30 protein-coding genes are annotated in these 26464 nt (G+C 65.1%); 18 read left to right on the top strand and 12 right to left on the bottom strand.

Features of this window, described 5'->3' with window-relative positions; genetic code table 11:
- Positions 1-101: 101 nt before the first annotated feature.
- Positions 102-977: a dioxygenase family protein gene (locus JN280_RS07025; RefSeq protein WP_202311014.1), complete on the bottom strand. Its 876-nt coding sequence runs from the start codon at positions 975-977 to the stop codon at positions 102-104.
- A 257-nt stretch (positions 978-1234) separates the two neighbouring features.
- Between JN280_RS07025 and JN280_RS07020 the strand changes: the two genes are divergently transcribed.
- Both JN280_RS07020 and JN280_RS07015 read left to right on the top strand, forming a co-directional pair.
- The gene (locus tag JN280_RS07020; RefSeq protein WP_202311012.1) at positions 1235-1621 is read left to right on the top strand and encodes a hypothetical protein; all 387 of its coding nucleotides are present in this window, start codon (positions 1235-1237) and stop codon (positions 1619-1621) included.
- Positions 1618-2454 carry an alpha/beta fold hydrolase gene (locus JN280_RS07015; protein ID WP_202311011.1) on the top strand — a complete coding sequence of 279 codons (837 nt, stop codon included), beginning with the start codon at positions 1618-1620 and terminating at the stop codon, positions 2452-2454. The genes JN280_RS07020 and JN280_RS07015 overlap by 4 nt, the downstream gene beginning before the upstream one ends.
- A gap of 219 nt (positions 2455-2673) precedes the next feature.
- On the opposite strand, the gene JN280_RS07010 is transcribed toward JN280_RS07015, so the two are convergent.
- From JN280_RS07010 to JN280_RS06980, 7 genes are all read right to left on the bottom strand, one after another.
- The gene (locus tag JN280_RS07010) at positions 2674-3282 is read right to left on the bottom strand and encodes a glutathione S-transferase family protein (protein WP_202311010.1); all 609 of its coding nucleotides are present in this window, start codon (positions 3280-3282) and stop codon (positions 2674-2676) included.
- A 20-nt stretch (positions 3283-3302) separates the two neighbouring features.
- Entirely contained in the window at positions 3303-4049 is a 747-nt protein-coding gene (locus JN280_RS07005; RefSeq protein WP_202311009.1) for a DUF899 domain-containing protein, read from the bottom strand.
- 51 nt (positions 4050-4100) lie between these two features.
- The gene (locus tag JN280_RS07000; protein ID WP_202311008.1) at positions 4101-4580 is read right to left on the bottom strand and encodes an SRPBCC family protein; all 480 of its coding nucleotides are present in this window, start codon (positions 4578-4580) and stop codon (positions 4101-4103) included.
- Between the two features lie 16 nt (positions 4581-4596).
- Complete coding sequence (locus JN280_RS06995; RefSeq protein WP_202311007.1) at positions 4597-5070, bottom strand: SRPBCC family protein; 474 nt, start codon at positions 5068-5070, stop codon at positions 4597-4599.
- A 32-nt stretch (positions 5071-5102) separates the two neighbouring features.
- A complete protein-coding gene (locus tag JN280_RS06990) occupies positions 5103-5441 on the bottom strand; it encodes an ArsR/SmtB family transcription factor (protein WP_202311006.1) in 339 nt (112 codons plus the stop codon).
- A gap of 2 nt (positions 5442-5443) precedes the next feature.
- Positions 5444-6100 (bottom strand): glutathione S-transferase family protein, encoded by a 657-nt coding sequence (locus tag JN280_RS06985; protein WP_202311004.1) that lies wholly within the window; start codon positions 6098-6100, stop codon positions 5444-5446.
- Between the two features lie 110 nt (positions 6101-6210).
- A complete protein-coding gene (locus JN280_RS06980) occupies positions 6211-7008 on the bottom strand; it encodes an SDR family NAD(P)-dependent oxidoreductase (RefSeq protein ID WP_202311002.1) in 798 nt (265 codons plus the stop codon).
- 102 nt (positions 7009-7110) lie between these two features.
- Here JN280_RS06980 and JN280_RS06975 point away from each other — a divergent pair, with 102 nt between their 5' ends.
- From JN280_RS06975 to JN280_RS06965, 4 genes are all read left to right on the top strand, one after another.
- Entirely contained in the window at positions 7111-7623 is a 513-nt protein-coding gene (locus JN280_RS06975) for a winged helix-turn-helix transcriptional regulator (RefSeq protein ID WP_202311001.1), read from the top strand.
- Between the two features lie 47 nt (positions 7624-7670).
- Positions 7671-7793, top strand: coding sequence for a hypothetical protein (locus tag JN280_RS39950; protein WP_274609068.1), 123 nt, complete (start codon positions 7671-7673; stop codon positions 7791-7793).
- A gap of 115 nt (positions 7794-7908) precedes the next feature.
- Entirely contained in the window at positions 7909-8943 is a 1035-nt protein-coding gene (locus tag JN280_RS06970) for an aspartate-semialdehyde dehydrogenase (protein ID WP_202311000.1), read from the top strand.
- A 342-nt stretch (positions 8944-9285) separates the two neighbouring features.
- Positions 9286-10236: an IS110 family transposase gene (locus JN280_RS06965; RefSeq protein ID WP_202304435.1), complete on the top strand. Its 951-nt coding sequence runs from the start codon at positions 9286-9288 to the stop codon at positions 10234-10236.
- 211 nt (positions 10237-10447) lie between these two features.
- Here the strand turns inward: JN280_RS06965 and JN280_RS06960 are convergent, their stop codons facing one another.
- Positions 10448-10849, bottom strand: coding sequence for an ACT domain-containing protein (locus JN280_RS06960; protein ID WP_202310998.1), 402 nt, complete (start codon positions 10847-10849; stop codon positions 10448-10450).
- Positions 10850-10956: 107 nt separating this feature from the next.
- Here JN280_RS06960 and JN280_RS06955 point away from each other — a divergent pair, with 107 nt between their 5' ends.
- From JN280_RS06955 to JN280_RS06900, 12 genes are all read left to right on the top strand, one after another.
- Positions 10957-12309 carry an MFS transporter gene (locus JN280_RS06955; protein WP_202310997.1) on the top strand — a complete coding sequence of 451 codons (1353 nt, stop codon included), beginning with the start codon at positions 10957-10959 and terminating at the stop codon, positions 12307-12309.
- 221 nt (positions 12310-12530) lie between these two features.
- On the top strand, positions 12531-12902 hold the full coding sequence (rsfS, locus tag JN280_RS06950) for a ribosome silencing factor (protein WP_202310987.1): 372 nt from the start codon (positions 12531-12533) through the stop codon (positions 12900-12902).
- A 23-nt stretch (positions 12903-12925) separates the two neighbouring features.
- Complete coding sequence (rlmH, locus tag JN280_RS06945) at positions 12926-13408, top strand: 23S rRNA (pseudouridine(1915)-N(3))-methyltransferase RlmH (protein ID WP_202310985.1); 483 nt, start codon at positions 12926-12928, stop codon at positions 13406-13408.
- 209 nt (positions 13409-13617) lie between these two features.
- A complete protein-coding gene (locus JN280_RS06940) occupies positions 13618-14940 on the top strand; it encodes a murein hydrolase activator EnvC family protein (RefSeq protein ID WP_202310984.1) in 1323 nt (440 codons plus the stop codon).
- Entirely contained in the window at positions 14930-16255 is a 1326-nt protein-coding gene (locus JN280_RS06935; RefSeq protein WP_202310983.1) for a S41 family peptidase, read from the top strand. The genes JN280_RS06940 and JN280_RS06935 overlap by 11 nt, the downstream gene beginning before the upstream one ends.
- 273 nt (positions 16256-16528) lie before the next feature.
- Positions 16529-17689: a divergent polysaccharide deacetylase family protein gene (locus JN280_RS06930; RefSeq protein WP_202310982.1), complete on the top strand. Its 1161-nt coding sequence runs from the start codon at positions 16529-16531 to the stop codon at positions 17687-17689.
- Between the two features lie 8 nt (positions 17690-17697).
- Positions 17698-18219 (top strand): RNA pyrophosphohydrolase, encoded by a 522-nt coding sequence (locus tag JN280_RS06925; RefSeq protein WP_202310981.1) that lies wholly within the window; start codon positions 17698-17700, stop codon positions 18217-18219.
- 55 nt (positions 18220-18274) lie between these two features.
- Positions 18275-19540, top strand: coding sequence for an MgtC/SapB family protein (locus JN280_RS06920; RefSeq protein ID WP_202310980.1), 1266 nt, complete (start codon positions 18275-18277; stop codon positions 19538-19540).
- A 119-nt stretch (positions 19541-19659) separates the two neighbouring features.
- Entirely contained in the window at positions 19660-20880 is a 1221-nt protein-coding gene (locus tag JN280_RS06915; RefSeq protein WP_202310979.1) for an NAD-dependent epimerase/dehydratase family protein, read from the top strand.
- On the top strand, positions 20877-21704 hold the full coding sequence (locus JN280_RS06910) for a glycosyltransferase (protein WP_202310978.1): 828 nt from the start codon (positions 20877-20879) through the stop codon (positions 21702-21704). Before JN280_RS06915 ends, JN280_RS06910 begins: the two co-directional genes overlap by 4 nt.
- Positions 21701-22639 carry an NAD-dependent epimerase/dehydratase family protein gene (locus JN280_RS06905; protein WP_202310976.1) on the top strand — a complete coding sequence of 313 codons (939 nt, stop codon included), beginning with the start codon at positions 21701-21703 and terminating at the stop codon, positions 22637-22639. Before JN280_RS06910 ends, JN280_RS06905 begins: the two co-directional genes overlap by 4 nt.
- Before the next feature lie 173 nt (positions 22640-22812).
- Positions 22813-23295 (top strand): methyltransferase family protein, encoded by a 483-nt coding sequence (locus tag JN280_RS06900; protein WP_202310975.1) that lies wholly within the window; start codon positions 22813-22815, stop codon positions 23293-23295.
- Between the two features lie 19 nt (positions 23296-23314).
- Here JN280_RS06900 and JN280_RS06895 read toward each other — a convergent pair whose 3' ends face one another.
- The 3 genes from JN280_RS06895 to JN280_RS06885 all read right to left on the bottom strand — a co-directional run bounded on the left by JN280_RS06895 (position 23315) and on the right by JN280_RS06885 (position 26365).
- On the bottom strand, positions 23315-24157 hold the full coding sequence (locus JN280_RS06895) for an aldo/keto reductase (protein ID WP_446720814.1): 843 nt from the start codon (positions 24155-24157) through the stop codon (positions 23315-23317).
- A 121-nt stretch (positions 24158-24278) separates the two neighbouring features.
- Complete coding sequence (locus JN280_RS06890) at positions 24279-25424, bottom strand: site-2 protease family protein (protein WP_202310973.1); 1146 nt, start codon at positions 25422-25424, stop codon at positions 24279-24281.
- 533 nt (positions 25425-25957) lie between these two features.
- Positions 25958-26365, bottom strand: coding sequence for a F0F1 ATP synthase subunit epsilon (locus JN280_RS06885; RefSeq protein WP_202310972.1), 408 nt, complete (start codon positions 26363-26365; stop codon positions 25958-25960).
- Positions 26366-26464 lie beyond the last annotated feature (99 nt).

The raw sequence follows: 26464 nt of genomic DNA, 5'->3' as shown, positions 1-26464 counted from the left end.
CGGCCCGGACGGCGGCCAGTCGCGGCTCTGCGCGCCGTGACTGGCGCACACGAAAAAGCCGCGCCCCGGAGGGCGCGGCATCATTGCTTGGGAGATGAAGTCTATTCGGCCGCGAGCATCTTCTCTTCCGCCTGCGGCTTCAGCGTGAAGTCGAAGCGGACGTGGAGATCGGTATCGTCGCCGGGCCGGCCGGGCTCGAACCTGGCGACAAGGCTGTTCTTCACCGCGAACACCGAGTCCTCGTCCAGCCACGGGCTGTCGGCGTCGAATATCTGGCTGACCAGTGTGCGGTATCCGTCCTTGGCGAGGATGAAGTGAAGGTGCCCCGGTCGGTTGGGATGGTGGCCCATGTAGCGGATCAGTTCGCCCGCCGTCTCGTTGTCCGGGATCGGATAGGGAACCGGCCGCACCGCGCCCAGCGCGAAATGGCCATCCTCGTCCGTCTCGAAGCGGCCACGCAGATTGTATTCGGGCTGGTCGGGATCGTGGTTCTCGTAAAGGCCGTTCGGCGCGTCCTCCCAGATGTCGAGCGTGACGCCGGCCAGCGGCTTGCCATCAGTGTCGCGCACATAGCCCTCGACCAGAACGCTTTCTTCGTCGTCGAAATGCTTTTGTACGGTCGACGCTCCCTTGGGCAGGACCGGCGGATTTTCGCGATAGAACGGCCCGAGCACGGTGGACTCGCTCTCACTGCCGTCGATCGGGTTGGAGAGCATGTCGACCAGCACCTCGACGCCGAGGATGTCACCCAGAAGGATGAACTCCTGCCGCTTGTCGTCGCAGACCTTGCCCGCACGGGCCAGGAAGTCGCAGGCCTGCAGGAACTCGTGGTGCTGCAGCTTCACATCACGGCAGAAGCCGTGCAGATGCCTGAGCAGAGATGCCATGATCTCGCGCTGGCGCGGCGAGATTTCGCCGTGCCGGCCCAGCGACCCGATCACGGCGTCGGTGACGTTTTCGATGGTTACGTTGCGCATGCCTTTCCTCCCGGATATGCCATCGGGAGCTTTCCCTGCTCCCTGAACTGTCCCGACTATCCACGCCCCGCGCGGCCTCGCCAATGCCCCGGCCGGTATCGCTCGATACCCCTCTTTGCCCTTTCTCCTGGCGGTATGAGGGCATACCCCGGCCGGCATTGCCAAGGGAGGCTCCCTGTCCTTGATGGGATGATGCCGCGTCGCCTCGGAGAGGTCGATGCCGGCCGAGGTCGATGCCGGCCGGAGGATAAAGACACATGCTGGAAACCCTGTTGACGATGCAGCAGCGGCTTAACGCCACGCCGCATCTCCTTCGCCTCGGAAGGCTCTTTTGCGAAACCGTCCTCATCGAGGTCGAAGACCAGTCGTTCTATCTTGAATTCCGCGACGGGCGCCTGGTGTCGGTCACGCCTGGCCCCTCGACCAGGACGCCGTGGCGCTTTGCGTTGCGCACCGACAGGGCGGCACTTGAAGCTTTCTGGGAACCGCTCCCCAAACCCGGGTTCCACGACATTTTCGGGCTGGTGAAGATCGGGCGCGGCCGTATCGACGGGGACATCCTGACGCTGGTGAAGAACCTGCGCTTCTTCAAGGAATTCATGGCGCTTGGCCGCCTTCAAGGCAATGAGGAACGACCGGCATGAGGTTCGAACCGATCACCGGACGCTATATCAATGTCACCGTCGCCGGACGCGCCCAGCGCATCTATGTCGAGATGGCCGGCGAAGGCCGCCCGGTTCTGTGCCTGCACACGGCTGGCGCCGACACCCGCCAGTGGCAGCATATCCTCAACGATGCCGACCTGACCGGCTCGCACCGCTTCATCGCCTTCGACATGCCGTGGCATGGCAAGTCGCTGCCTCCGCAAGGTTTCGAGACGGAAGAATATCTGCTGACCACCGAATCCTATATCGAAACCGTGCTGGCGGTGGCCGATGCCCTTTCGCTGGACAAGCCTATCCTCGCCGGCTGTTCGATGGGCGGGCGCATCGCGCTTCAGATCGCAGCACTTCGCCCCGAGCGCTTCTCGGGCTTCATCGCCATCGAGGCCTCGGATTTCCAGCCCGCCTGGTACGATATCGACTGGTTCCATCGGCCTGACGCCCATGGCGGCGAGATGGGAGCGGCCCTCGTCTCGGCCAACATCACCCCGCACGCACCGGCCCAGAACCGCTGGGCCACACTATGGATGTTCATGCAGTCTGGGCCCGGCGTGTTCCGCGGCGACCTGTCCTTCTACACGCAGGACCCAAGCCTGATCGAGCGCCTGCATCTGATCGACACCAGCGGCACGCCGGTGCATCTGCTGGTCGGGGCTTATGACCTTACCTGCACGCCGCATGATGCGCGACGCACCGCTGATGCCATTGCCGGTGCGACACTGACGATCATGCCGGAGCTGGGGCATTTTCCGATGTCCGAGCACCCGCAGGCCTTCCGGCCCTATTTCGCTGACGCATTGAAGCGCATGGGCTAAGCGCAGCGGCCCCCGCCATGAGGAAATCGCATGGCGCGGGGCCACCGCCGTTCCCGGACGAGAATACCCTCGTCACAGCCGCCGCGGATCCAGAGGTTCATTGCCGACAAATGGCACCTCGCTGAGATGCTCGCCTCCATCAACGGCGGGAAACACTGCTGCAGCGCGCCATCGACGGGGGCGGAACCGTCCCGCCCTGTCGCCTCCATCAGCTGAGGGCTACGCGTTCCAGCTCGGCCGCGCTCGCATCCGCCGGTCCCAGGCGCCCACATTGTCGAGGCCATCAGGAATGACCATTCCGAACACGTCGCCGAGCCATGACGCGACCATGCCGATGATGTCGGCGGTCGAGAAGGCGTCGCCGGCGATGTAGGGCCGGCCGTCGGCCAGCTCACGGTCGAGCCAGGCCCATTTGCGAGGTACGTCAGCCCGTTGAGCCTCGGCAAAGGCCGGCACCTGGGTCAAGCGTTCCTTGAAAAACGGGTCGGTGTGGAGGGCGACATTGCCGATGGTCGCGAACACCTCCTGCTCCATGCGTCTGTTCCACATTTCTATTTTTCCCTGGCTGACCGCATCGGCGCCGAACAGCGGCGGCTCAGGGTGGAGCGCTTCGAGGTATCGGCAGATGGCGATGCTCTCGGTGATGACGGTGCCGTCGTCGAGCTCGAGCACGGGAACCTGGCCGAGCGAATTCAGCTTCAGGAACTCCGGCGCCTTGTGCTCCATCCTGGCGAAGTCGATCTGAACGGAGGGCAGCTCTATGCCCTTCTCGGCCATGAAGATGCGCACGCGATAGGAATTCGGGCCGATGCTTTGGTAGAGTTTCATGCTTTCCTCCCGGTACGCGTTCAATTCTCGAAAGTCGGCGAGGCCTCTCGCACCAGGTCGGCGCGACCCTTCGGCTCTTCCCATTGCTCCTGGCGCCCGAGCGCGGTCAAATCCAGCCAGTAGTAGGAGCCTCCAAACATCTCCGCGCCGCGTCCGAAGGTGGAATAGGTGTGATAGATCGTGTCGCCGTCGCGCAGGAAGATGCTGGTGCCGGGCTGTTCGAGGGGTGGCTCGCCCTCGAAATAATATCCGGTTCCGGCAGCCTCGTGCTGCTTTCTGGTCTTGTAGTTGTAGACCGCCGGCTTCACGCGCTCGTCGATGGTGACGTCGAAGTCGTAATTGAAGTCGCTGCCGAAGGACGAGTACCAGGGGAAGGTCCAGCCCTTCTTTGCCTTGTAGGCTTCGATCTTGGCGATCGGCGCGCGCGAGACGGCGGCATAGGTCGTATCGCGCTTGTGAAGATGCGCCAGCAGCCCGTCCGAAATCTCGTCCGCGCCGGCCGAACAGCCGGGGCAGCCGTTTTCCCAGCGCGGATCGAACATGAAATGGCCGAGGATCAGCTGGCGCCGGCCTTCGAACAGGTCGAGAAGGGAGGCCTTGCCGGCGGAGCCTTCGAAGACATAGTCCTTTTCGATCCTGACCATCGGCAGCATGCGGCGCTCGACATTGAGCGCGTCGCGGGCGCGCGTCATCTCCTTTTCCTTGGCGAGCAGGGCCTTGCGTGCGGCCAGCCATTCTTCGCGGGAAACGATATCGGGTAACGTCATGACATTCTCCTTCCTTCGTTTGTTCGATCGGCGTCGATCGCATCGCGGCGATCAGGCTGCCACGTCGCGTTCGAGCTCCAGGGTGAGGTTGTCGAGGGCGCCTTCGAGGCCTGCCCTGTGGCCGTCGATCATGCTTGCGCCGCCATAGGCGGCCACCTGGTCGGTGAGGACCAGCCGGCTGCCGCCTACCGTCGCCTCGAAGTCGACTGTGATCAGCGCGAAGGACAGCGGATACTCTCCCTGGCGGACGACTTCCGAGTAGACGATGCGCTGTCCCGGGATGATGTCGTGGTAGCGCGCCTCGACGTGATAGATCAGCTTGCCGCGCGGACCGCACCGGCTGACGTCCAGCCCGCCGACGCGGAAATCCGCCTTGTCATAGACGAGCTCGACATTGCTCGACGGCACGCCCCAGCGCATGCGCGCGGCGGGGTCGGCGAAAGCCGCGAACAGCCTGGCGGGCGACGCCGCATAGCTGCGCTCGAAGACAAGCGTGGCATGATTGACGGGAGGCTTGGCGAGTTCGGTCATGTTCTTCCCCGTCGGTTCAGGCCGCGGCGCGACCGCGCTTCAGTTCGTCGCCGAGTTGGTCGAGCATCTGGCTCCAGCCGGCTTCATGGTTCTCGGGCCGGTCGTATCCGTCGAGGAATACGCCCTGCTCGGTCATCACCATGCGGCAGCCGGAGCCGGCGGCATGGAATTCAACCGTGAGCATGCCGGCGAAGAGGCGCTTGTCGCTCGACGACATCGACCCGGCCGAAACGATGCGTTCATTGGGCACGATGTCGAAGTAGCGGGTCTCGTTGACATAGACCTCGCCGCCTTTCGGGCCGAAGCGGCAAAGGTCGCCGCCGCCTTCCCGGAACTCGAACCGCTCGTAGCTCATCTCCCAGTCGTCGCCGGGCGATCCCCAGCGCAGAAGCGCCTCCGGCGTCGTCCACGCCGCGAAGACCCGCTCCGGTGAAGCCTCGTAGGCGCGTTCGAGCACGATGGTGGCGGGATGGACGGATCGCTTGGTCATCATTCTCTCCCTTGTTTCTGTTGCTCGGGGTTCTATTCGGGCTCCCCGGGATTCTCTGCGAGGAACCGGCCGAGCCGGTCGAAGCGGCGCTCCCAGGTCGCCCGTCTTTCGCTGACCCAGCGCTCGACGGTTCCGAGCGCCTGCGGCTCGATCCGGCAGGTGCGCACGCGCCCGACCTTCTCGCTGTGGACCAGCCCGCTGGTCTCCAGGATCTGGAGATGCTGCATGACCGCCGAAAGCGACATGTCGAGCGGCTCGGCGAGCTGGCTCACCGAAGCCGGACCAAGGCTCAGCCGCTCGACCATGATGCGGCGCGCCGGATCGGCCAAAGCCTGGAACATCCGGTCGATCTGGGCCGGATCATGATACATGATCAGACCTCCTTGACCGGAAAGAGGTGGAAATAAGGCTTGGCCTCTTCGAGCACGCGCGCCACCGAACCGCGCCGCGACAGCCGGTCGAGATAGGCCCTGACATTCGGGAAACGGTCGCGGAGCGGCGAAACCTTGTCGGCGTAGAAGAGCGCGGGGAATGCCGCGCAATCGGCGAGCGTGAACGCGTCGCCGACCGCCCAGGGCTTCGTCGCCATGTCGGCATCGATGATCGCGTAGGAACTTTCGATCCGGGCGCGCGCCTGGTCGACGCCATAGGGATCCCTGCGGTCTGCCGGCCGCAGATAGTCCGCGACGTACCTCTGCATCGGCTCGTGCACGTAGAAATCATAAAAACGGTCGGCGAGCCGTACCTGCAATGCAAGCTCGGGCTCGTCCGGCATCAGCCGCAACCGCCCCGGATAGAGCCGGTCGAGATACTCGATGACGATGGTCGATTCCGGCACGGTCCTGTCGCGGGCGTCATCACGCAGCACCGGCATCTTGCCGACCGGCGTCAGCTTGAGGAACGCGGCGCGGGAGACGGGATCGCCGAGGTCGACGATGACAGGCTCGAACGGCGTGCCGTTCTCGTAGAAGGCGATCAGCGCCTTCCAGCAGAACGAGGCCAGCGGATGGAAATGGAGCGTCAGGGACATCGTTTTTCAGAACTCACCCTGGTTTCGGTGTCAATTGTGAAGCCATCACTTAACTATCGCATCGGTCTGTCGCGGTCAATGGTTAAGTCATCGCTTCAGTAACTGTCCGGTTAGTCGACCACGGCGCCGCATGTCAGGTTGGCAACCACGCCGGTCATCGCGCCGGCCCGGTCCGACGCCATGAAGGCAGCCGTTTCGGCCACCTGCTCCAGGGTGGGAAGGCGCTTGAGCAGCGTGCCCTCCGCGGCTCCCTCAAGCATCTCGCCGACGGTGAGGCCGGCCCGCTCGGCTATCGGCCGAAAGACCTTCTCGCTATGCGATCCTCTCGCGGAGGCTTCGGGAATGGCGTGCGGCCGCAGGCAGACCACACGGACGCCGACGGGCGCCAGCTCCGCGGCGAGCAGCCTGGCCATGCCCTCCTTCGCGGCGCAGGCCGTGCCGTAGCCGAGATAGCCGGTGCCCGCCAGGCGCGCGCCCGGCGTCGATATCATCATGAAGACGCCGGAGCCCTTGCAAGCCATGAAGCGGGACGCCGCCTTTGCGGTGATGAAGACCGTCCGCGTGTAGGCTTCGATCGGAAGCATGAAGTCCTCGACCGAGAGTTCCGCAAATGGTTGTCCCTGCACATGGAAAATCCCGACCGCATTCAGCGCCACGTCAATTGCGCCCGCGGCTTCCGCGACGGCCTCGGCATGGCGTTCGACCGATTGCGCGTCGAGCGCATCCACCACGGCCGTGGCAGCCGCTCCGCCGAATCGCGCGATGTCGCAGGCCACTGCCTCTAGCTTTTCAAGGCTGCGTCCGGCCAGAAAGACCTTTGCCCCTTCCCGGGCGAACGCTCTGGCGGCGGCGCCGCCAATCGCTCCGCCGCCGCCATAGACAATGGCCGTCTTGTTCTGGAGCAGCATCTGCGTCCTCCGGCTTGCTTCGACAGACTGATAGCAATATGAAACTGGTTGCACCATATGATCACTGATACGGATTTGCAACCGGTTTTTCGAGGTAGCGGAATGGACGCGACACATCGCTCGGGATGCCCGATCAATCTCTCGCTCGAAGTGTTCGGCGACAAATGGAGCCTGCTGATCCTGCGCGATATGATCTTCGGCGGGAAACGGCATTTCCGCGAATTGCTGCGATCCGAGGAAGGCATCTCGTCCAACATCCTCGCCGACCGGATGAAGTCGCTGGTCGAGCTCGGCCTGCTCACCAAGGCGGACGATCCGACGCACAAGCAGAAGGCCATCTACAGCCTGACGGAGATGGCGATCTCGCTGGTTCCGGTCTTTGCCCAGCTCGGCGCCTGGGGCCGCAGGTGGCTGCCGGCCACACCCGAACTCAGCATCCGGGCGCAGCTCCTCGAGGAAGGCGGACAGCCGCTCTGGGACCGCTTCATGGCCGAACTGCGCCAGGAGCATCTCGGTATCGCCGCCGGCGCAGGCGAACCGTCCGTGCGCGCCACCCTGCAGGCCGCCTACGAAGCGGTGGTGGCCAGGCAGGCTGCGGCACGATCGCTCGATTGACTATTGCGGGAAACCGCGTAAAAGGCGCGGTCGATACGGAGACCTCCATGCGCGGCCTTTTGATGGCGCTTTTTGCAGTCGATTTCCCCGGCCATGCCGGAGAGAGCGACCGTGCGCGTCTCCATTCGACCAAAACCCCGGCCAAAAAAACGACGACCAAAACCGTCTGAATCCCTTGGCCAGCTCGCCCTCTCTCCCCGGGTCAGGCCGGGGGAGCGAGAACCCGCATCGGCCGGCGGTGTTCCCGAAGCGAAACGAGCGGAGAGGGAACAGGAGATGAAAGCCATGGGTTTCAAGGTTGCGATCGCCGGCGCCACGGGCAATGTGGGCCGCGAAATGCTCAACATTCTGGAGGAGCGCGGTTTCCCGGCCGACGAGGTCGTGCCGCTCGCCTCGCGCCGCTCGGTGGGCACCGAAGTGTCCTATGGCGACCGCACCCTCAAGGTGAAGGCGCTCGACGGCTACGACTTCTCCGACACCGACATCTGCCTGATGTCGGCCGGCGGCAACGTCTCCAAGGAATGGTCGCCGAAGATCGGCAAGCAGGGCTGCGTCGTCATCGACAATTCCTCGGCCTGGCGCTACGACGCCGATGTGCCGCTGATCGTGCCCGAGGTCAACGCCGACGCGATCACCCAGTTCTCCCGCAAGAACATCATCGCCAATCCGAACTGCTCGACCGCGCAGCTCGTCGTGGCCATGAAGCCGCTGCATGAGCGCGCCACCATCAAGCGCATCGTGGTGGCCACCTACCAGTCGGTGTCCGGCGCCGGCAAGGAGGGCATGGACGAGCTGTTCACCCAGACCCGCGCCGTCTTCGTCGCCGATCCGGTCGAGGCCAAGAAGTTCACCAAGCGCATCGCCTTCAACGTGATCCCCCATATCGACGTCTTCATGGAGGACGGCTTCACCAAGGAAGAATGGAAGATGGTGGCCGAGACCAAGAAGATGCTCGACCCCAAGATCAAGCTGACCGCCACCTGCGTGCGTGTCCCGGTCTTCATCGGCCACTCGGAAGCCGTCAACATCGAGTTCGAGAAGCCGATCACGGCCGACGAGGCGCGCGAAATCCTGCGCGAGGCGCCCGGCTGCCTCGTCATCGACAAGCGCGAGGACGGCGGCTACATCACGCCGCTCGAATCTGCCGGCGAGGACGCCACCTACATCTCCCGCATCCGTGAGGATTCGACCGTCGAAAACGGCCTCGCCATGTGGGTGGTGTCGGACAATCTGCGCAAGGGCGCCGCTCTCAACGCCGTGCAGATCGCCGAACTCCTGGTCGAGCGCGGGCTGATCCAGCCCAAGCGCCAGGCGGCTTGATGTCGCTCAAGGGCGGTATTGCATCGCTCACGGGCCGTTCCGCCGCCTGACGGCGGCTGGCCCTGCGCGGGCGCGCCGGACGACCGGCGGCCCGCGGTCGCGGGCTTGATCGTCGACATTGGCGGATCGTGGAGTACCCCTTGTATGAGGAAATCCTGCTATGGATGAGGAGTTGGCTCTGCAGGGGTGGCCACCCCTGCAGAGCCGGTCGATTGTCGGATCGGAAACCCCTGAGCCGTTGCTGGCTGAGGATGAGCGTGATCGCAGTCGACTTTCTTCATCGGACCCGGATGGTTGCTTGAACACCCTGGTTCGCATTAACGCAAGGTTGGGTCGACGAAGATGAACGATACTAGCATGAAATGCGCCGGTGTGGATGTCTCCAAGGCCAAGCTCGACGTTGCCGTTTTCGACGGGCAGCGTTTTGTGGAGACCAACGACGCCGCCGGCCACCGCCGGCTGGCGGCGCGGCTGACGGCGGCCGGGGTCGAACGGGTCGGCATGGAGGCGAGCGGCAACTACGAAGCCGCCGTCAGAGCGGCGCTCGAAGTGGTGGGCTTCGCGGTCAAGGTCTTCGATCCGCGTCAGGTCCACGGCTATCGCATCTTTCGCGGTCGCCGTGCCAAGAATGATGCGATCGATGCCCATCTGATCCTCGCCGCCACGGCGGCGCTGGGCAGCGGCGGCGCGGCGGCCGATCCGCGGCTGGCGGCCTTTCAGGAGCACATGACGCTGATCGACGCCCTCACCGACGACATTGCCCGGCACGAGACCCGGCGTGACCGCTTCAGCGATCCGGCGCATCGGCGCTACCTCGAGGCCGAGATCCGGCGGTTGAGCAAGCGCAAGTCCAAGGAGCTCGCCAAGCTCATTGCAAAGGTGAAGGCCCATGCCGATCTGGCCAAGCGGTTCGCCCTGCTGCTGAGCATCCCCGGCCTGGGCGAGATCACCGCCCTGGTCTTCGTCGTGCGCATGCCTGAACTCGGCCGCTTGAGCCGAGCCGAGGCGGCGGCGCTCGTCGGCGTGGCCCCCTTCGACCACGACAGTGGAACCCATGCCGGACAGCGCCGCATCGCGGGTGGACGCCGGCGGCTGCGCAAGGCCGTCTACATGGCGGCCTTCTCGGCCGCCAACCACTGGAACCCGATCCTCGTGGCCTTCAGGAAACGCCTGGTCGACGCGGGCAAGACCTACAAACAGGCGATCGTCGCTTGCGCCAGAAAGCTGGTCCACATGGCCAACGCTGTCCTCGCCAGAGGAACGCCGTGGAACCCTCAAAATGCCAGCGCCTGAATCATGGTTGCTCATCCGACCGCGCTGCGCGCGGCCACCTTCTCCCACAAGGGGAGAAGGAAACACCCTGCAGCAGCGTCTCGGCCAATCGCAGACGTTGACGATTTGCAGAGCCGGCCAAGCCAGGCTCCGGCCTTCTCCCCTTGTGGGAGAAGGTGACCTCGCGCAGCGAGGTCGGATGAGGGGTAGCCCAGCGGCAAGCGAGCAGCACTCACGCCTCCCGCGCCATCTCTTCCAGCAGCGCGACCGCTTCCTCGGCACGGTCCGCCGGCACGAAGAGATGGTCGTGATAGAAGGCCGAGACCGGGTTGACGCCCATCCCTGACGCCGCCAGCCGCGTCGTGATCGCCGCCAGGAAACCGACTGCTTCCAGCGCGGAGTGGATCTCGAGCGTGATCATGCGGCATCGGAAGGTCACGTCGAGCCCCAGCTTTGCGGCGTCCCCTTCTGTCAGGATGAATGTACAGCCTTCGGCCTCCTGGAAGACCATCACGGGTTCGACCATGGGCGGCGCCGGCTGGCCCGGCGGCAGGGTTGCAAAGACATAGACCCCGTCGCGCAGCCGTGGCTTCATGCCGCCGATCAGAACGGCCAGATCCGTTTCACCCTGCATTCCCGTTCCTCGCAGGTCATACCACCGGCTTCTTCCCTGTGGTCCAGCGCGCGCCGATGTCGCTTTTGCAGCTTCATGTCGCCGCACTGCCGGCGAAGCTCCGCCGCATGACCACACTACGCGAAAAGCCTCGGGAAGATACCGGCGCGGGCGAGGCGGCCGCATCGCTTGTCGCCATAACCAGCGTCATCGTCTCGGTGACGCTGGTGGCGGTCGGCAACGGTCTGCTTTTCGCCTATGTACCCGTGCGGTTGGGCGCGGAAGGGCTTCCGCCGATCTGGGCGGGGCTGATCCTGACGGGGCTGTCGGCCGGGGGAATGCTCGGCTGCTTCCTGACCGGCGCCATGGTGCGACGCGTCGGGCATGCCCGCGCCTACATGACCGTCTCGGCGATGATCATCCTGTCCAATGCCGCCCTTGCCGCGGGCACCTATCCGGTGCTCTGGATGGCCTCGCGCGCGCTCTACGGCTTCGCAATCTGCGGTCTCTTCATCGTCGCGCAGAGCTGGCTGAACGACGCCGTGGGAAACGCCATCCGCGGCCGCGTCATGGCGATCTTCTACATCTGCTACATCGTGGGGCTCGGCCTCGGCTCCCTGACGCTGAGCTTCATCCCGATCGACACGCCGGCCGCGCCGATCGTCGCGGTCTGCTTCGCCGCCCTGTCGATCATTCCGGTCGGGCTGACCAGCCTGCGGCCGCCGCCGGCGCCGGAATCCGCCTCCATCGCCATTGCCCAGGCCTGGCGCATCTCCCCGGTCGGTCTCGCCGGCATGCTTGCCGTCGGCGGGCTTTCGATGATGGTCGCCGGCTTCGCGCCGATCTATGCCACGGACAGCGGGTTCACCAAGAACGAAGTGTCCGTCCTGCTGCTGTCGATGCAACTCGGCACCATCCTCATCCAGCTTCCCTTCGGCTGGCTCTCCGACCGAACCGACCGCCGCTACGTCCTGGTCGCCGCCTCGGCCGTGGTGACGCTGGCCGGCCTGGCAGCCAGCCTGACCATCGGCGCCCCTTTCCTTACGGTCGTCCTGATCTTCATGATCTGGAGCGGCGCCACGGAATCGATCTACTCGATCGCCAGCGCCCATGCCGGCGACCGCGCCGGCAAGGAGGATCTGGTCGCGCTTTCGAGCACGATGCTGTTCGCGTGGTCCTTGTCCGGCTTCCTGATCCAGGGCGCCGCGACGGCGTTGACGGCTGCCTTCGGTACCGAAGCCTTCATGTATGTCGCGGTCGCCATCGCCGCCACCTTCTGCGCCTTCGTCGTCTGGCGGCTCACACAATCGCCGGCGGCGCAGCCGGAGATCCCCTCTCCCTTCGCGCCGATGTCGGCGCAGGCGCCTCTGGCCGCTGATCTCGCCTTCCCGTCCGAGGGCCCGGCCGACCATCACGGCGCGGTGGATCCGGAACCGGCATTCGGGGAGGCTGCGGCAGGAATGCCGAACCTGCGGAATTGACCGATCGCCTCCCTCCGTGGAGGTAGAGGCGCCCGGGGAGCCGTCGACCATCGGTCGGCGGCGGCGGTCCATATCGAACATTTGGCCGATCGCAGGCGTCTTGAAACTGTTACCCAACTCTGACTATCTATGTTGTATCGCCTGCTTCGTCGGGTGATTTGGTTGTTCTTGTCGCGAAAGGAAAGACACTGAGAACAGCACTACGGAAGAAGGCCGATATCGTGCCTTCGCCGGCCGGGATGAACGACTTCGTGTCCCGCGCCCTCAAGACGGTTCTTGCCAGTCTCGAAGACTCCAAGGCCGAAAACATCGTCCCCATCGACATCCAGGGTAAATCGAGCCTCGGCGACTTCATGGTCGTCGCGTCGGGCCGGTCGCACCGCCATGTCGCCGCCGTGGCGGACAATCTGCTCAAGGCGCTGAAGGATGGCGGCTTCGGCAAGGCCCGCGTCGAGGGCCTGGCCAGCGCCGACTGGGTCCTGATCGATTCGGGCGACATCATCGTCCATGTCTTCCGTCCGGAAGTCCGTGAGTTCTACAATCTGGAGAAGATGTGGCTGGCACCGGACCTCGAGGAAGAGACGCTTCACTGAGCGCTTCCGCCTGAGGTCTGGACATGCGTATTGCGGTACACGCCGTGGGCCGGATGAAGGCCGGCCCCGAACAGGAATTGGCGGACCGCTTTTTCGACCGTTTCGCCAAGAGCGGGCCGGCCGTCGGGCTGGAATTCCCGGGCGTTTCCGAAGTGCCGGAAAGCCGCGCGCGGAGCGTGGCCGAGCGCAAGCGTGAGGAAGCCGAGCGTCTGCGCACCCAGCTCGCGCCGGGCGCCACGCTTATCCTGCTCGACGAGCGCGGCAGGAACATTTCCTCCGAAGCCCTGGCGCAGAAGATCGCCACCCTTCGCGACGGCGGCCACAAGAGCCTCGTCTTCGCCATCGGCGGGGCCGACGGGCACGATCCGGCCCTGCGCGACACCGCCGAGCTGGTGATTTCCTTCGGCGCCGCGACCTGGCCGCATCAGCTGGTGCGCGTCATGCTCGCCGAGCAGCTCTATCGCGCCGCGACCATCCTTTCCGGCCACCCCTATCATCGTGCCTGAAACCGATGGGCCAGAAGAGCGCTCCTGCTGCCGATCTTGTCGACCGCGGGCATGATACGTCCGGCGAAGATCCGCGCCGGCATTTCGACACGATGCCGCGCTTAGCTCCTCCGTGGGCGGTCGGGCAACGCCGATGTTATGGTTGATGATTCGTTAACGACCCGATTCTAAGGTCGAGGCTTCATGATCCGGTTGGCACGGTGAGCGCTATGTTGTCCAAATCAGGCGCGGTGGCGCGGCTCCTCCTGCTCGTCGCGGCGCTGGCGGCGCCGCCGGCCTTCGGCCAGGAAGCCGACGGCGCCGCGGAGATGGAGGCCCGTCAGGCCGAGAGCCAGGCGGAATATGAGCGCGTCTCGCGCGAGATCGCGCTGTCCAAGGAACGGCTCGACCGGCTGTCTGCCGAGATCGCCGATATGCGCAAGGACCATGCGAGCCTGACGGCCGCCCTGATCCAGACCGCCAAGACCGAAAAGAAGCTCTCCCAGGACGTCGAGGACATCACCGACCGCCTGGCCGGGCTCAAGGGGCAGCAGGAGGAGATCCAGCTTTCGCTCAGCGCGCGGCGCGACGTGCTGGCTGAGGTGCTGGGGGCGCTGCAGCGCATGGGCCTGAACCCGCCGCCGGCCCTGCTCGTCAAGCCCGAGGACGCGCTCTCCTCCGTGCGCAGCGCCATCCTGCTCGGCGCGGTGGTGCCGGAACTGCGCGCGGAGACGGCCGTGCTGCTGAACGATCTCAAGGAACTCGCCCGGATCGCCGCGACGATCGAAGCCGAGCGCGACCGGCTGAGCGCCACGATCGGCGAGCAGGTCGCCGAGCAGCAGCGGCTCAACCTGCTCCTGCTGGAGAAGCAGACGCTCCAGCAGAAGTCCGAGGCAGCGCTCGACGAAGAGCGGCAGAAATCCGAACGGCTCGCCGCAAAGTCCCGGAATCTGCAGGATCTCATCGCATCCCTCGAGAAGGATATCGCCGCCACCCGTTCGGCCGAGGAGAAGGCGCGCCGCGCCGAGGAAGCACGCAAGGCGCGCGAGGCGACGCTCGCCGCCCTGCCGGTGCCGGAGGCCAACCGGCTGATCGAGACAGCGCCGTTCTCGCTGATGCAGGGAAAGCTGGCGCTGCCCGCGGCCGGCCGTTTCAGCCGCCGTTTCGGCAAGGGTGACGGTAACGGCGGGGTGATGCGGGGCGACATGCTTGCGACACAATCGGGCGCCATCGTCACCGCGCCCGCCGATGGCAGCGTGCTTTATGCCGGTCCGTTCCGCTCCTATGGTCAACTCTTGATCCTGAACGCCGGCGACGGCTATCATGTCGTCTTGGCGGGAATGGGCAGAATCAGCGTGTCGCTGGGTCAGTCCGTCCTGGCGGGCGAGCCGGTGGGCACCATGGGGGAAGCCAGGGTGGCGAGCGCTGCGGCTTTCGAGAATGGCAATACCGCGCCGGAACTCTATATTGAGTTCCGCAAGGATGGAAAACCCGTCGATCCGGCACCGTGGTGGTCGGAGCGTCTTTCTGGAAGGACAGGAAATGATTCGTAAGGTGTCGCTTCTGCTTGCCGGAGCGCTGATGGGTGCCTCGGCCATGAGCCTGGTCCACGGGGCGGTGGGTACGACGGCGAATGCGGCAGGGTCCGAGACCTACCGGCAGCTGGCCATTTTCGGCGATATTTTCGAGCGCGTGCGCAGCCAGTACGTCACCCCGCCGGACGAGAAATCCCTGGTCGAGAACGCCATCAACGGCATGCTCACCTCGCTCGATCCGCATTCCTCCTATCTCAATCCCGATGCCGCCAAGGACATGCGCGTCCAGACCAAGGGCGAGTTCGGCGGCCTCGGCATCGAGGTGACGATGGAGAACGAGCTCGTCAAGGTGATCACGCCGATCGACGACACGCCCGCGGCCCGCGCAGGCGTGCTTGCCGGCGACTTCATCTCGGCGATCGACGGCGAGGAGGTGCGCGGCCTCACTCTCAGCGAGGCGGTCGACAAGATGCGCGGCCTGGTCAACACGCCGATCGAGCTCACGATCCTGCGCGAAGGGGCCGACAAGCCGATCAAGCTGACCATCGTGCGCGACGTCATCAAGGTGAAGGCGGTCAAGTTCCGCGTCGAGAACGATGTCGGCTACATGAAGATCACGTCCTTCACCGAAAAGACGGACGACGATCTGCGCACTGCGATCGAGACGATCAAGAAGCAGATTCCGGCCGACAAGCTCAGGGGCTATGTGCTCGACCTGCGCCTCAATCCGGGCGGCCTGCTCGACCAGGCCGTGGCGGTCTCCGACGACTTCCTCGACCGGGGCGAGATCGTCTCGACGCGTGGACGCGACCCGAAGGACATCACGCGGTTCGACGCGCGCGCCGGCGACCTGACCGACGGCAAGCCGATCATCGTGCTGATCAACGGCGGCTCGGCCAGCGCGTCCGAGATCGTCGCGGGCGCGTTGCAGGATCAGCGCCGGGCCACCGTGCTCGGCACCCAGTCCTTCGGCAAGGGCTCGGTCCAGACCATCATCCCGCTCGCCGAGAACGGTGCCCTGCGGCTCACCACCGCGCTCTATTACACGCCGTCGGGCAAGTCGATCCAGGGCAAGGGCATCACCCCCGACATCAAGATCGAGCAGCCGCTGCCGCCGGAGTTGCAGGGTCGCGACGTGTCGCGCGGCGAGTCCGATCTGAAGGGTCACATCAAGGGCGTCGAAGAGAGCGATCAGGGCTCGGGCTCTGCCGCCTACGTGCCGCCGGATCCGAAGGACGACCTCCAGCTCGGCCACGCGCTCGACCTGCTGCGCGGCGCCAAGACGGATGCGGCCTTCCCGCCGAATCCGGACCAGGCCGTGCTCGACCAGTAGCGACGGGCGGCCGACCGGCCGCCGTGTCATCGTTGCTCGACTGCCGGGGTCGTCCGATTCCGGCAGTCTCGATTCCAAAGCATGTCTCCCTGATGCGGGAACCGGTTTCGGGGACAAAGACATGCGCAAGAACAAACAGCTAAAGCGTGCAAAGCGAATCCGAAGGGTCGCGACGCGCTTTAGGGTCTAGATTTGGCGCATGTCTTTTTCCCGAAACGGCAGCACACTTTCGGGAGACATGCTTCGGAAACCGGTTCGCGGCAGGGGGGCGCGATGTCGCCAGCGAACAATTCCCTCGACAGCCCGCTCGGGCAGTCGGCCAAGGCGCGGCAGCAAGGCCGGCGCCTCTTCAAGGTGACGAAAGGCGGCGTCGGGCTGGTCCTGGCGGCTGTCGTCATCGTGGCGGCCTCCAGCCTTGTCGCCCTGCGCGAAAGGCCCTTCCGCACGCCTGTCGTCGCGGCGGCTCCGGAGCCCGCCCCTGCGTCCGACATCGCCCGGGCCCATCCCGCGCCCTCCAAGCAGGCCCCGACCGACGGAAGCCCTGCAATCATCCGCGTAGACCCCGAAACGCCGCGCTCGGGCGGCAATGTCGTCATCCTCCGTGATCCGTCGGCGATCGGGCAGAATCTCAGGGTGGCCCATCTGCCCGACAAGGCGCTCATCGAGGCGTCGGCCATAGGCCCGCTGCCGATCCGCTCCGCCGACGGGCGGCGGCCTTTCGATGTCTATGCCCGGCCGTGGTCGGGCGCCCGCGGCGCCCGCGTCGCCATCGTGATCGGCGGCCTTGGCGTTTCCCAGACGGGGACGATGGAGGCGATCGAAAAGCTGCCTCCCGAGGTGACGCTCGCCTTCGCCTCGCAGGGCAACAGCCTCGGCCGCTGGATGCAGGCTGCGCGCCAGCGCGGCCACGAAATCGTCATGCAGGTGCCGCTGGAGCCGTTCGACTATCCGAATGTCGATCCCGGCCGCAACACTTTGACGGTCGCGGCCAGCCCGGCCGAGAACGTCGAGGCCCTGCGCTGGTCGCTGTCGCGCATCACCAATTACACCGGGGTGATGAACTACATGGGCGCGCGCTTCTCGGCCGACGCCGACGCCATGGCGCCCCTCATGGAGGAACTCGGCAGGCGCGGCCTGCTTTATCTCGACGACGGCTCCTCGGCCCGCAGCACGGCGGCCGAGCTCGCCCTGAAGTCGGGCGTGCCCTTCGCGGCCGGCGACACGGCAATCGACGCCGCCCGGGAGCGCGGCGATATCCTGAAGAAACTCGACGAGTTGGAGCGCATCGCCCGCGCCAAGGGTTATGCCGTCGGCACCGGCTCCGCCTTCGACGCGACCGTCGATGCCGTCGCAAGTTGGGTGGAAGAGGCGAAGCGTCGCGGCATCGAGATCGTCCCGGTCTCCGCTGTTGCCAGCGATCCCGAGCGCGGATAACGGAAATCATGGCCAAGAAGAACCGGACGATCAACCCCGAAACCCTGCCCTACCGCCCGTGCGTGGGCATCATGGTGCTCAATCGCGACGGGCTCGTCTGGGCCGGCAGGCGCATCGCCGCGTCGGACAGCGAGTTCGCCGGCAGCACGCAGCTCTGGCAGATGCCGCAGGGCGGTATCGACAAGGGCGAGGAGCCCCTGCCGGCGGCCCGCCGCGAACTCTATGAAGAGACCGGGATCCGCTCCGTCTCACTGCTCGCCGAGGCGCCGGAGTGGATCAAATACGATCTGCCGCGCGAGGTCCTGGGCATCGCGCTCAAGGGAAAATTCCGCGGTCAGGCGCAGAGATGGTTCGCCTTCCGCTTCGAGGGCGACGACAGCGAGATCTCCATCCAGCCGCCTCCGGGCGGCCACGAACCGGAATTCGACGCCTGGGCGTGGAAGCCTATGGCCGAGCTGCCCGAATTGATCGTGCCGTTCAAGCGCAAAGTCTATGAAGAAGTGGTCGCCGCCTTCCGGCATCTGGCGTGACCCGCTTATTGTCGCGATTGACCGCCTTGAGCAATTCGGCCGATAAGGTCCGCTCATGGACATCGAAATCTTCGAGCGGCTCGGTCTGGCGATCGCGATCGGCGCCCTGGTCGGCGCCGAACGCCATTGGCGTGAACGCGACGCCGGAGCGGGGGGACGCACGGCCGGGCTGAGGACCTACATCCTCATCGGCATGCTGGGCGGCGTCACCGGACTGATCGCGCACGCGTTCCCGCAGTCGGGCCCCGCGGCGGCGATCACCGTGGTCGGCGTCTTCATTGCCTTCTCCTCGGTTTTCGCCGTCTTCCAGTATCGCGAACAGGTCGCCGAGAACGACTTCAGCGTCACATCGGTGGTCGCCGCCATGCTGACCTTCGCGCTCGGCGTCGTCGCGGTCGTCGGCGACATTGGCCTGGCATCTGCGGGCGGTGTCGTGCTGGTCGCCGTGCTCGCCAGCCGCGAAGCGCTGCACGGCTTCGTGCGCCGGCTCTCCTGGGACGAGCTGCGCGCGGCGATCATCCTGCTCGCCATGACCTTCGTCATCCTGCCGCTGGTTCCTTCCGATCCGATCGGTCCGTTCGGCGGCATTTCGCCGGCAAGGACCTGGATACTGGTCATCATGCTGGCCGCCATCTCCTTCTGCGGCTACATCGCGGTGAAGTTGCTGGGAAGCGCGCGCGGCGAGCTGGTGGCCGGAGCGGTGGGCGGCCTTGTCTCCTCGACCGGAACCACGCTCACCAATGCCCGCCGCGCGGCCGGCGGGGCCGATGCCCCTACGCTGGCGGCGGGCACGCTCGCGGCCTCGGCCGTCTCCTGTATCAGGACCGCCTTCCTGGTCGGCCTGCTGGCTGCCCCGTTGATGAAGCTTCTGGTACCGGCCCTATTGGCTGCCGCTTTTATGATGATCGCCTATGCCGGCCTGCTCGCCCGCAAGGACGCGACCGAGCATCAGGAACATAAACCAAAAAACCCGTTCGATCTCGATTCCGTCGTCACCATGGCGTTGGTGCTCGTCGCCGTCGCCTTCATCGCGCGCGCTGCCGCTGCATGGTATGGCGAGAGCGGCGTGCTGGTGGTCTCCACCTTGTCGGGTCTGGCCGACGTCGATGCGGTGACGGTGACGGTCGCGGGCATGCTGGACACACTGTCGACGACGGTGGCCGCCGCGGCGATCGCCATCGCCGTGGCCTCCAACACGATGGCGAAAGCCGCCTACGCGATCGCCTTCGGCAGCCGCGCCTTCGCAATCCAGGTGGCGCTGGCGCTGCCCGTCTCGCTCGTCGCCGGCGCGGCCGTCTTCTGGCTGTCCGCCGTGGCGTGACTGCCCTACTTATGTGTCGACTGGAAACCTTTTGTGATCGATCCAGTCGCATCTCGCTTTGAAATTGCTGTCAAACTAGATTTGCGGCAAATGCGTCTTACCAGCGAGGGAGCGATTCGATGCGGCTTGCAATTCTGGGCGGCGACGGCTTCATCGGATGGCCGACGGCCTTGCATCTTTCGGCGCGCGGCCACGAGATCCATATTCTCGACAATTTGTCGCGCCGCTGGATCGACACCGAACTCGGCGTACAGTCGCTGACGCCGATGGATTCCATCCAGGAACGCACCCGCATCTGGCATCTGGAGACCGGGCGGCGCATCCATTTCCACCTGATCGACCTCGCGCGCGACTATGAGGTGCTCAAACGCTGGCTGGCCGACCATCGGCCGGACGCGGTCATCCATTTCGCCGAACAGCGCGCCGCGCCCTATTCGATGAAGAGCGACCGGCACAAGAACTATACGGTCAACAATAACGTCAACGCCACCCACAACCTGCTCAACGCGCTGGTCGAGCTCGATCAGGATGCCCATCTCGTCCACCTCGGCACAATGGGCGTCTACGGCTATTCGACGATCGGGGCGGCCATCCCGGAGGGCTACCTGTCGGTCGGCATCGAAACGCTGACCGGCGAGACGGCGAGCCAGGACATCCTTTATCCGGCTAATCCCGGCTCTATCTACCACATGACCAAATGCCTCGATCAGCTGCTCTTCCAATTCTATGCGAAGAACGACGGCGTGCGCATCACCGACCTGCACCAGGGCATCGTCTGGGGCACGCACACGCAAGAGACGCGGCAGCACCTGCAGCTCATCAACCGGTTCGACTATGACGGCGACTACGGCACGGTGCTCAACCGCTTCCTCATCCAGGCGGCGATCGGCCATCCCCTCACAGTGCACGGCACCGGCGGACAGACCCGCGCCTTCATACATATCCAGGATTCGGTCCGCTGCATCGAGCTCGCGCTCGACAATCCGCCCAAGCGCGGCGACAAGGTGAAGATCTTCAACCAGATGACGGAGACGCACCGCGTCCGCGACCTGGCCAGGATCGTTTCCGAGATTACGGGCGCCCGCATCGCGCATCTGCCCAATCCGCGCAAGGAGGCGGTCGAGAACGAACTCGTCGTGCGCAACGACCAGTTCAGGGAGCTCGGCCTGGAACCGATCACGCTGGAAAAGGGCCTGCTCTCGGAAGTCATCGACGTAGCGAAGAAATATGCCTATCGCGTCGACCGGAGCCGCATTCCGGCCGTGTCCGCCTGGACGAAGGACATCGCCCCGACGCTGGAACGCGACCCCGAGGGCAAGCGGCTGAAGAGCGTCTCGTGACCAAGGTCTCGGCGGGCCGCGCCTATGCGACGCTGGTCACCAATGCCGACTATGCGAGGGGGGCGCTCGCGCTGGTCCGCTCACTGCGCCTGACCGGCACCGAAGCGGACATCCTCGTGCTGTATACAGGTGGCGTTGCTGCCCGCGACCTCGCGCCGCTCTCCGCGCTGGGCGCACGCCTGTGCGAGGCGGAGCTGCTGCCGACGTCGGAGGCGTTCAACGAGCGGCATGCGCGGGCCAGGCTTCATGCCAATGCGCCCTTCACCAAGGGACGAAAGCCTGAATTCCATACACCGCTCGACAATTTCGCCAAGCTTCGCCTGTGGCAGCATGTCGAATTTGAGAAGATCGTCTTCATCGACGCCGATGCGATCGTGCTGCGCAACATAGACCGGCTGTTCTCCTACCCTGAGTTCTCGGCCGCTCCGAACGTCTATGAGAGCCTGGCCGACTTCCACCGGCTGAATTCAGGCGTATTCGTCGCAAAGCCGTCGCATGAGACCTTTGCCGGCATGCTCGCCCGTCTCGACCGGCCCGATGCCTTCTGGCCGCGGACCGACCAGACCTTCCTGCAGGCCTTCTTTCCCGACTGGCACGGCCTGCCCGTGTTCTGCAACATGCTGCAATATGTCTGGTTCAACCTGCCCGAACTGTGGGACTGGAAGTCGATCGCGGTGCTTCACTACCAGTATGAAAAGCCCTGGGAGAAGAACCATCCCAAGGCCGACAGGCTCGGCCCGTTGATCGCACTGTGGCAGGCCTTTCACGACGGCGGGCCTATCCCCGACATCGCCGCCCTGCCCGGCCCGGCCGCGCGGGGATGAGACGGCCGGCGACATTGGTATCGGGCGGCACCGGCCTGGTCGGACGGTTCATCGTCGAGCATCTCGCTGCGGCCGGCCACGACGTCATTGTGCTAGGCCGCACGTCTCCGCCGAAAGGCTTCTTCAGCAATCCCGTACGCTTCCTCGAGGGAGCCCTCGACCCCGACCGCGATCAATTCCAGGCATTCGACGGGATGGATTTCTTCGTCCACGCAGCCTTCGATCATCTGCCGGGAAAGTACAGGGGCGGCGAGGGCGGCGATCCCGACGGCTTCTGGCGACGAAACCATGAGGGTTCGGTCGCCCTGTTCGATGCGGCCCGGCGTGCCGGCGTGGCGCGGACCATTTTCCTGTCCAGCCGCGCCGCCTATGGCGGGGAGGCGCCTGGTGCTCCTCTGCACGAGGACCTGGCCTGCGCCCCCGACACGCTCTACGGCAAGGCCAAGCTCGCCGCCGAGTCGGCCCTGGGCCGGCTGACAACGCCCGAATTCGCTACGGCATCGCTGCGCATCACCGGCGTCTACGGTCCGGCGGGACCGGGCCGGGAGCATAAATGGTCCGCACTGCTCGGCGACTATCTCGCGGGCAAACCCATAGAGCCTCGAGCCGGCACGGAGGTCCATGGCGAGGATGTGGCCACCGCGGTCGAGCTGATGCTCACGGTGGCCGCAAAAACGATGTCCGGGAAGCTCTTCAACGTCTCCGACATAGTGGTGGACCGGCACGACCTGCTCGCCATCGTCAAAGAAAGAACGGGATCGCCGCATGCCTTGCCTGGCAGGGCGGATGCCTCTTCGCTGGGCGTCATGGCGACCGACAGGCTGCAAAGGCTGGGATGGAGACCGGGCGGCCACGGGTTGTTTCGGGATACGGTAGCGAAGCTGGTCGCGGAACATGCGCGTTTCGCTCCGTTCCAAGGTCCCTTATCGGTTTGATCGTCTCTCTGCGGCGCGCACGCAGCGCGTCGATTTCGTGAGCGCCAGGCGTTCATCCGGACGTGCAAGGGCGCTTGGCCGCCGTGCGTGCCGGCCGATGCGCCAGGTTTCCACACAAGGGCACCCCTTGTGCTATGATCGCCGCCGAGGTCCAAGCATCACCTGATGGCGAGATGAGCGAGGCGAGCGGCAATCTCCACGACACATCGGGCCCGATCGTGCGCCCACCGATCGCCATGGCGCTGGCAGTCGTGGCGGGGCTCGTTCTTCAGTGGCTGTATCCGCTGCCGTTTCTGCCGGCCGCAATGCCGGCCAGCTGGGTCGGCGGCCTCGTCTTCCTCGCCGGTCTCGCGTTGCTGTTCTGGGCCGCCTCGACCTTTCGCCGGGCAGGAACGGCGGTCCCCACAAGCGTACCGACGACCAGCATCGTATCCGATGGCCCGTATCGCTACAGCCGCAATCCAATCTATGTCGCCATGTTCATCGGCCTCGTCGGTGTCTCCATCGGCTTCGACAGCCTATGGCATCTGATCCTGCTGGTGCCGTTCTATCTGGTGATCCGCCATGGCGTGGTGGCGCGCGAAGAGATCTATCTCGCGCGCAAGTTCGGCGACGCCTATCTCGGCTACAAGCGAAGTGTGCGCAGGTGGTTATGACCAGCTCACGCGCAAGCCTTCATATCATTTCCAGCGGCCGCTTGCCCCGGGGAGGCGGAAAGGCGCGGTCGACTTCAGCCAGATCCTCAGTCGTCAGTTCGAGGTCGAGTGCCGCCCGGTTGTCCCTGACATGCTGCGGACGGCTGGCCTTGGGGATGGCGATCACGCCGTCCTGGCGCAGCAGCCAAGCCAAGGCGACCTGCGCGGCGGTGGCGCCCAGGCGTCGTGCCATCGCCTCGAGCCGCCTGTCGTTGCCGAGCCTGCCCTGCTCCACCGGAGAATAGGCCATGACCGGGATGCGGCGACGGTTGGACCAGGGCAGCAGGTCGTAGTCGATACCGCGTCGTGTGAGGTTGTAGAGGACCTGGTTCGTCTGCACCGCCGCACCGGCCGGGAGGCGCAGCAGTTCTTCCATGTCGTCCGTGTCGAAGTTGCTGACGCCCCAATGCCGTATCTTGCCGGCCGACTTCAGCTCCTCGAAAGCCTCGATGGTTTCCGATAGCGGCATCGCGCCGCGCCAGTGCAGCAGATAGAGGTCGATGACCTCGGTTCGCAATCTTTCGAGACTTGCCTCGCAGGCTTTTTGGACACCCCGCCGCGTCGCATTGGTCGGCAGCACCTTGCTGACGATGAAGACCTCCTGCCGCCTCCCGGCCATGGCCTCCGCGACGATCGCTTCGGCGCCGCCGGAAGCATACATCTCGGCCGTATCGATCAGCGTCATGCCGAGGTCGAGGCCGAGTCGCAGGGCGGCCACCTCTTCGGCGCGGCGACGCGGATCCTCGCCCATATTCCAGGTGCCCTGGCCCAGACGGGGAACTACCTCGCCTGCCGGAAGCATGGCGGTTTTCATCACATCCATCCCTTCCCATGTTCGTTTCACGATCGTAAAGCGCGTGGGCAAAGATGCAAATCCGCCGGTTCGAGCCTATCGCTACCGTCGCCGTTATCGGGCGTGTCTTTCCGGAGCTTGCCGGCCCGAACTATGTTTCCCGGGCGTGACGTCCTTTCGTCTGGAGCCCCTCGCGGCGCAGACGTCCGAAGCGAAAGCCATCCGCAAGCGCCGAACGGACCATCAGCATTTCGCCAAGAGTTTCGAAGGTCATCAGGCCGACGAGCCGATCGTCCCGGGCTGTCACCGCCACGGCTGGCGCGCCCTTCTCCTGCATCAACCGCAGGCAGGCCCGCAGGCTTTGCTGCCCGTCGACCACGGGAATGTCGGACCGCATGCCGCCAACGACGGATGCAGACGCGCCGCTCTCCTTCAGCGCCTTGACGATGTCGTTGCGGGTCAGCAGGCCGGCGAAACGTCCGTCCTCGCCGACAACGGGGAATTCGTGCTGCGTCGTCGCCAGCAGCTTCTCCACCGCCTCCTCGATGGTCGCAGAACGTTCGAGGGTCGCGAAATCGGTGACCATGACGTCCCGCACAAGCAGGCTTGATGCAACGTCGCGCAACTGCGCGTTCTGTGCCTCGGCAGCCGCAGCGAGATAAACGAAGACCGCGATCAGGATCAGCAGCGGGTTGTAAAACAGGCCAAGGAAGCCGAAGACAAAAGCGAGGCCTTGCCCGATGGTGGCGGCGATCTGCGTCGCCCGCCACCATGGCATGAAAATCGCCATCACTGCCCTCAGCACCCTGCCGCCATCCATGGGAAAGGCGGGAATGAGGTTGAAGAGGACCAGGAACACGTTGACGGCGGCGAGGCGGGCCAGGAAGTCGAGCCGCGGGTCCTCGATCAAGACGAGTTCCTGCGCGGTTGACCATCGCCCCAGATAGAAAAAGATCAGGGCGGCAATCACGACGTTGACCAGCGGCCCAGCCAGGGCAACTACGATCTCCTCTACGGGCTTTTCCGGTATGCGTTCCAGGCGCGCGACCCCACCGATCGGAAGGAGTGTGATGTCGGGCGTTCTTATTCCGTAGTAGCGCGCGGCGGCGATGTGGCCGAACTCATGCAGTATGACGCAGGCAAAGACGGCGATCACGAAGAGCACGCCCTCCCATGCAGCCTGGGCACCGCCGGTGTTGAAGTGCATGATCCGCACCCACACCAGGAGCAACAGGAACAGGACGTGGACGCGCAGCGTCGTGCCCGCAATCGTGCCGAGGTTCAAGGACCAGCCCATACCCAGCCTCCATTCATCTCATCGCACAGAAATGCGTTTCGGTCATCAAGAACCATAGCTCGAAACCATGGCAAGCGCCCGACTCATCATTCCACTACCGTCCGACGGCCTGATCGCGACAGTTGGCGATTGCCTGCGGCACACTCCGCGCGGCTGAAAGAGCGGGCCGCCTGTGTGACCCATTGCTCACTGTGACGAGCATTCGAAAGAGCCGGCGGCTTGACTTGACTCAGACAATTGCCATGCGCTCGGAGGCAGCGGTATCGGCCTATTCAACCCCATGTCAGACATGCCGGCGGGTCGGCGCGGGTCTCCCGTCTGCAAGGCCGTTGGTCTCCGCGCCTGGTTTCAATCCCCTCCATCAAGGGAAAGGCGCGGCAAACCTCCCGCCTCCCCTCGTTGAGGAGACCGGACGAGCCGCAAGAGTACCTTGCAGGGGGTCGAAACAGCGTGACCCTCTGTACGATCGGACGAGGTCCCTCAACAAAAAAGCCGGGTCGATGCCCGGCTTTTCTCTGCTATGTCTGCAAAGCTCAGGCGGGCAGGATAGCGCCTTCGAGCGTCGTCAGCTGGCCGAGGAACTGTTCGGCTTTGGTCCGCGCCTGGTCATCCTTCGCATCGACGACGTCTTCCCTCGCCTCCTGGATGCGACGGGCGAGGTCGTTGCGGTCGATGTCCCGCACGGACACGGCGGATTCGGCGAGCAGCGTGCAGCCCGAAGGCAGGATGTCGGCGAAACCGCCGAACACCACATAACGCTCTTCCCCGCCCGCTGCCGGCTTGACCGTCACCACACCGGGCTTCACCGTGGTCATGACAGGCGCATGGTTCGCCATGACCGTCATCTCGCCTTCGGCGCCCGGGATGACGACCGACTCGACGTCTTGCGAGACGAGCAAACGCTCCGGCGAGACCAGTTCGAATTTGAAAGCTTCAGCCATGTCGTCTCACAAACGCTCTTCAAGCAGGATCCGGTGAGCACCCACCGGTTCGGCCCGTGGGCCGGACTGCGGGGCGCGGGCCGAAACCCGCGCCTTCCG

The organism is Mesorhizobium sp. L-8-10 (assembly GCF_016756635.1).
In the GTDB taxonomy this organism is placed as follows: domain Bacteria; phylum Pseudomonadota; class Alphaproteobacteria; order Rhizobiales; family Rhizobiaceae.
Note: the sequence above shows the minus strand (reverse complement) of the source record. Positions and strands in the feature narration are given on the sequence as shown.

What these genes read in the sequence shown, in the direction of transcription:
- JN280_RS07025 (WP_202311014.1), bottom strand. Translation starts at nt 977, where the DNA reads ATGCGCAACGTAACCATCGAAAACGTCACCGACGCCGTGATCGGGTCG.
- JN280_RS07020 (WP_202311012.1), top strand. Translation starts at nt 1,235, where the DNA reads ATGCTGGAAACCCTGTTGACGATGCAGCAGCGGCTTAACGCCACGCCG.
- JN280_RS07015 (WP_202311011.1), top strand. Translation starts at nt 1,618, where the DNA reads ATGAGGTTCGAACCGATCACCGGACGCTATATCAATGTCACCGTCGCC.
- JN280_RS07010 (WP_202311010.1), bottom strand. Translation starts at nt 3,282, where the DNA reads ATGAAACTCTACCAAAGCATCGGCCCGAATTCCTATCGCGTGCGCATC.
- JN280_RS07005 (WP_202311009.1), bottom strand. Translation starts at nt 4,049, where the DNA reads ATGACGTTACCCGATATCGTTTCCCGCGAAGAATGGCTGGCCGCACGC.
- JN280_RS07000 (WP_202311008.1), bottom strand. Translation starts at nt 4,580, where the DNA reads ATGACCGAACTCGCCAAGCCTCCCGTCAATCATGCCACGCTTGTCTTC.
- JN280_RS06995 (WP_202311007.1), bottom strand. Translation starts at nt 5,070, where the DNA reads ATGACCAAGCGATCCGTCCATCCCGCCACCATCGTGCTCGAACGCGCC.
- JN280_RS06990 (WP_202311006.1), bottom strand. Translation starts at nt 5,441, where the DNA reads ATGTATCATGATCCGGCCCAGATCGACCGGATGTTCCAGGCTTTGGCC.
- JN280_RS06985 (WP_202311004.1), bottom strand. Translation starts at nt 6,100, where the DNA reads ATGTCCCTGACGCTCCATTTCCATCCGCTGGCCTCGTTCTGCTGGAAG.
- JN280_RS06980 (WP_202311002.1), bottom strand. Translation starts at nt 7,008, where the DNA reads ATGCTGCTCCAGAACAAGACGGCCATTGTCTATGGCGGCGGCGGAGCG.
- JN280_RS06975 (WP_202311001.1), top strand. Translation starts at nt 7,111, where the DNA reads ATGGACGCGACACATCGCTCGGGATGCCCGATCAATCTCTCGCTCGAA.
- JN280_RS39950 (WP_274609068.1), top strand. Translation starts at nt 7,671, where the DNA reads ATGCGCGGCCTTTTGATGGCGCTTTTTGCAGTCGATTTCCCCGGCCAT.
- JN280_RS06970 (WP_202311000.1), top strand. Translation starts at nt 7,909, where the DNA reads ATGGGTTTCAAGGTTGCGATCGCCGGCGCCACGGGCAATGTGGGCCGC.
- JN280_RS06965 (WP_202304435.1), top strand. Translation starts at nt 9,286, where the DNA reads ATGAACGATACTAGCATGAAATGCGCCGGTGTGGATGTCTCCAAGGCC.
- JN280_RS06960 (WP_202310998.1), bottom strand. Translation starts at nt 10,849, where the DNA reads ATGCAGGGTGAAACGGATCTGGCCGTTCTGATCGGCGGCATGAAGCCA.
- JN280_RS06955 (WP_202310997.1), top strand. Translation starts at nt 10,957, where the DNA reads ATGACCACACTACGCGAAAAGCCTCGGGAAGATACCGGCGCGGGCGAG.
- rlmH (WP_202310985.1), top strand. Translation starts at nt 12,926, where the DNA reads ATGCGTATTGCGGTACACGCCGTGGGCCGGATGAAGGCCGGCCCCGAA.
- JN280_RS06940 (WP_202310984.1), top strand. Translation starts at nt 13,618, where the DNA reads ATGTTGTCCAAATCAGGCGCGGTGGCGCGGCTCCTCCTGCTCGTCGCG.
- JN280_RS06935 (WP_202310983.1), top strand. Translation starts at nt 14,930, where the DNA reads ATGATTCGTAAGGTGTCGCTTCTGCTTGCCGGAGCGCTGATGGGTGCC.
- JN280_RS06930 (WP_202310982.1), top strand. Translation starts at nt 16,529, where the DNA reads ATGTCGCCAGCGAACAATTCCCTCGACAGCCCGCTCGGGCAGTCGGCC.
- JN280_RS06925 (WP_202310981.1), top strand. Translation starts at nt 17,698, where the DNA reads ATGGCCAAGAAGAACCGGACGATCAACCCCGAAACCCTGCCCTACCGC.
- JN280_RS06920 (WP_202310980.1), top strand. Translation starts at nt 18,275, where the DNA reads ATGGACATCGAAATCTTCGAGCGGCTCGGTCTGGCGATCGCGATCGGC.
- JN280_RS06915 (WP_202310979.1), top strand. Translation starts at nt 19,660, where the DNA reads ATGCGGCTTGCAATTCTGGGCGGCGACGGCTTCATCGGATGGCCGACG.
- JN280_RS06905 (WP_202310976.1), top strand. Translation starts at nt 21,701, where the DNA reads ATGAGACGGCCGGCGACATTGGTATCGGGCGGCACCGGCCTGGTCGGA.
- JN280_RS06900 (WP_202310975.1), top strand. Translation starts at nt 22,813, where the DNA reads ATGAGCGAGGCGAGCGGCAATCTCCACGACACATCGGGCCCGATCGTG.
- JN280_RS06895 (WP_446720814.1), bottom strand. Translation starts at nt 24,157, where the DNA reads ATGGATGTGATGAAAACCGCCATGCTTCCGGCAGGCGAGGTAGTTCCC.
- JN280_RS06890 (WP_202310973.1), bottom strand. Translation starts at nt 25,424, where the DNA reads ATGGGCTGGTCCTTGAACCTCGGCACGATTGCGGGCACGACGCTGCGC.
- JN280_RS06885 (WP_202310972.1), bottom strand. Translation starts at nt 26,365, where the DNA reads ATGGCTGAAGCTTTCAAATTCGAACTGGTCTCGCCGGAGCGTTTGCTC.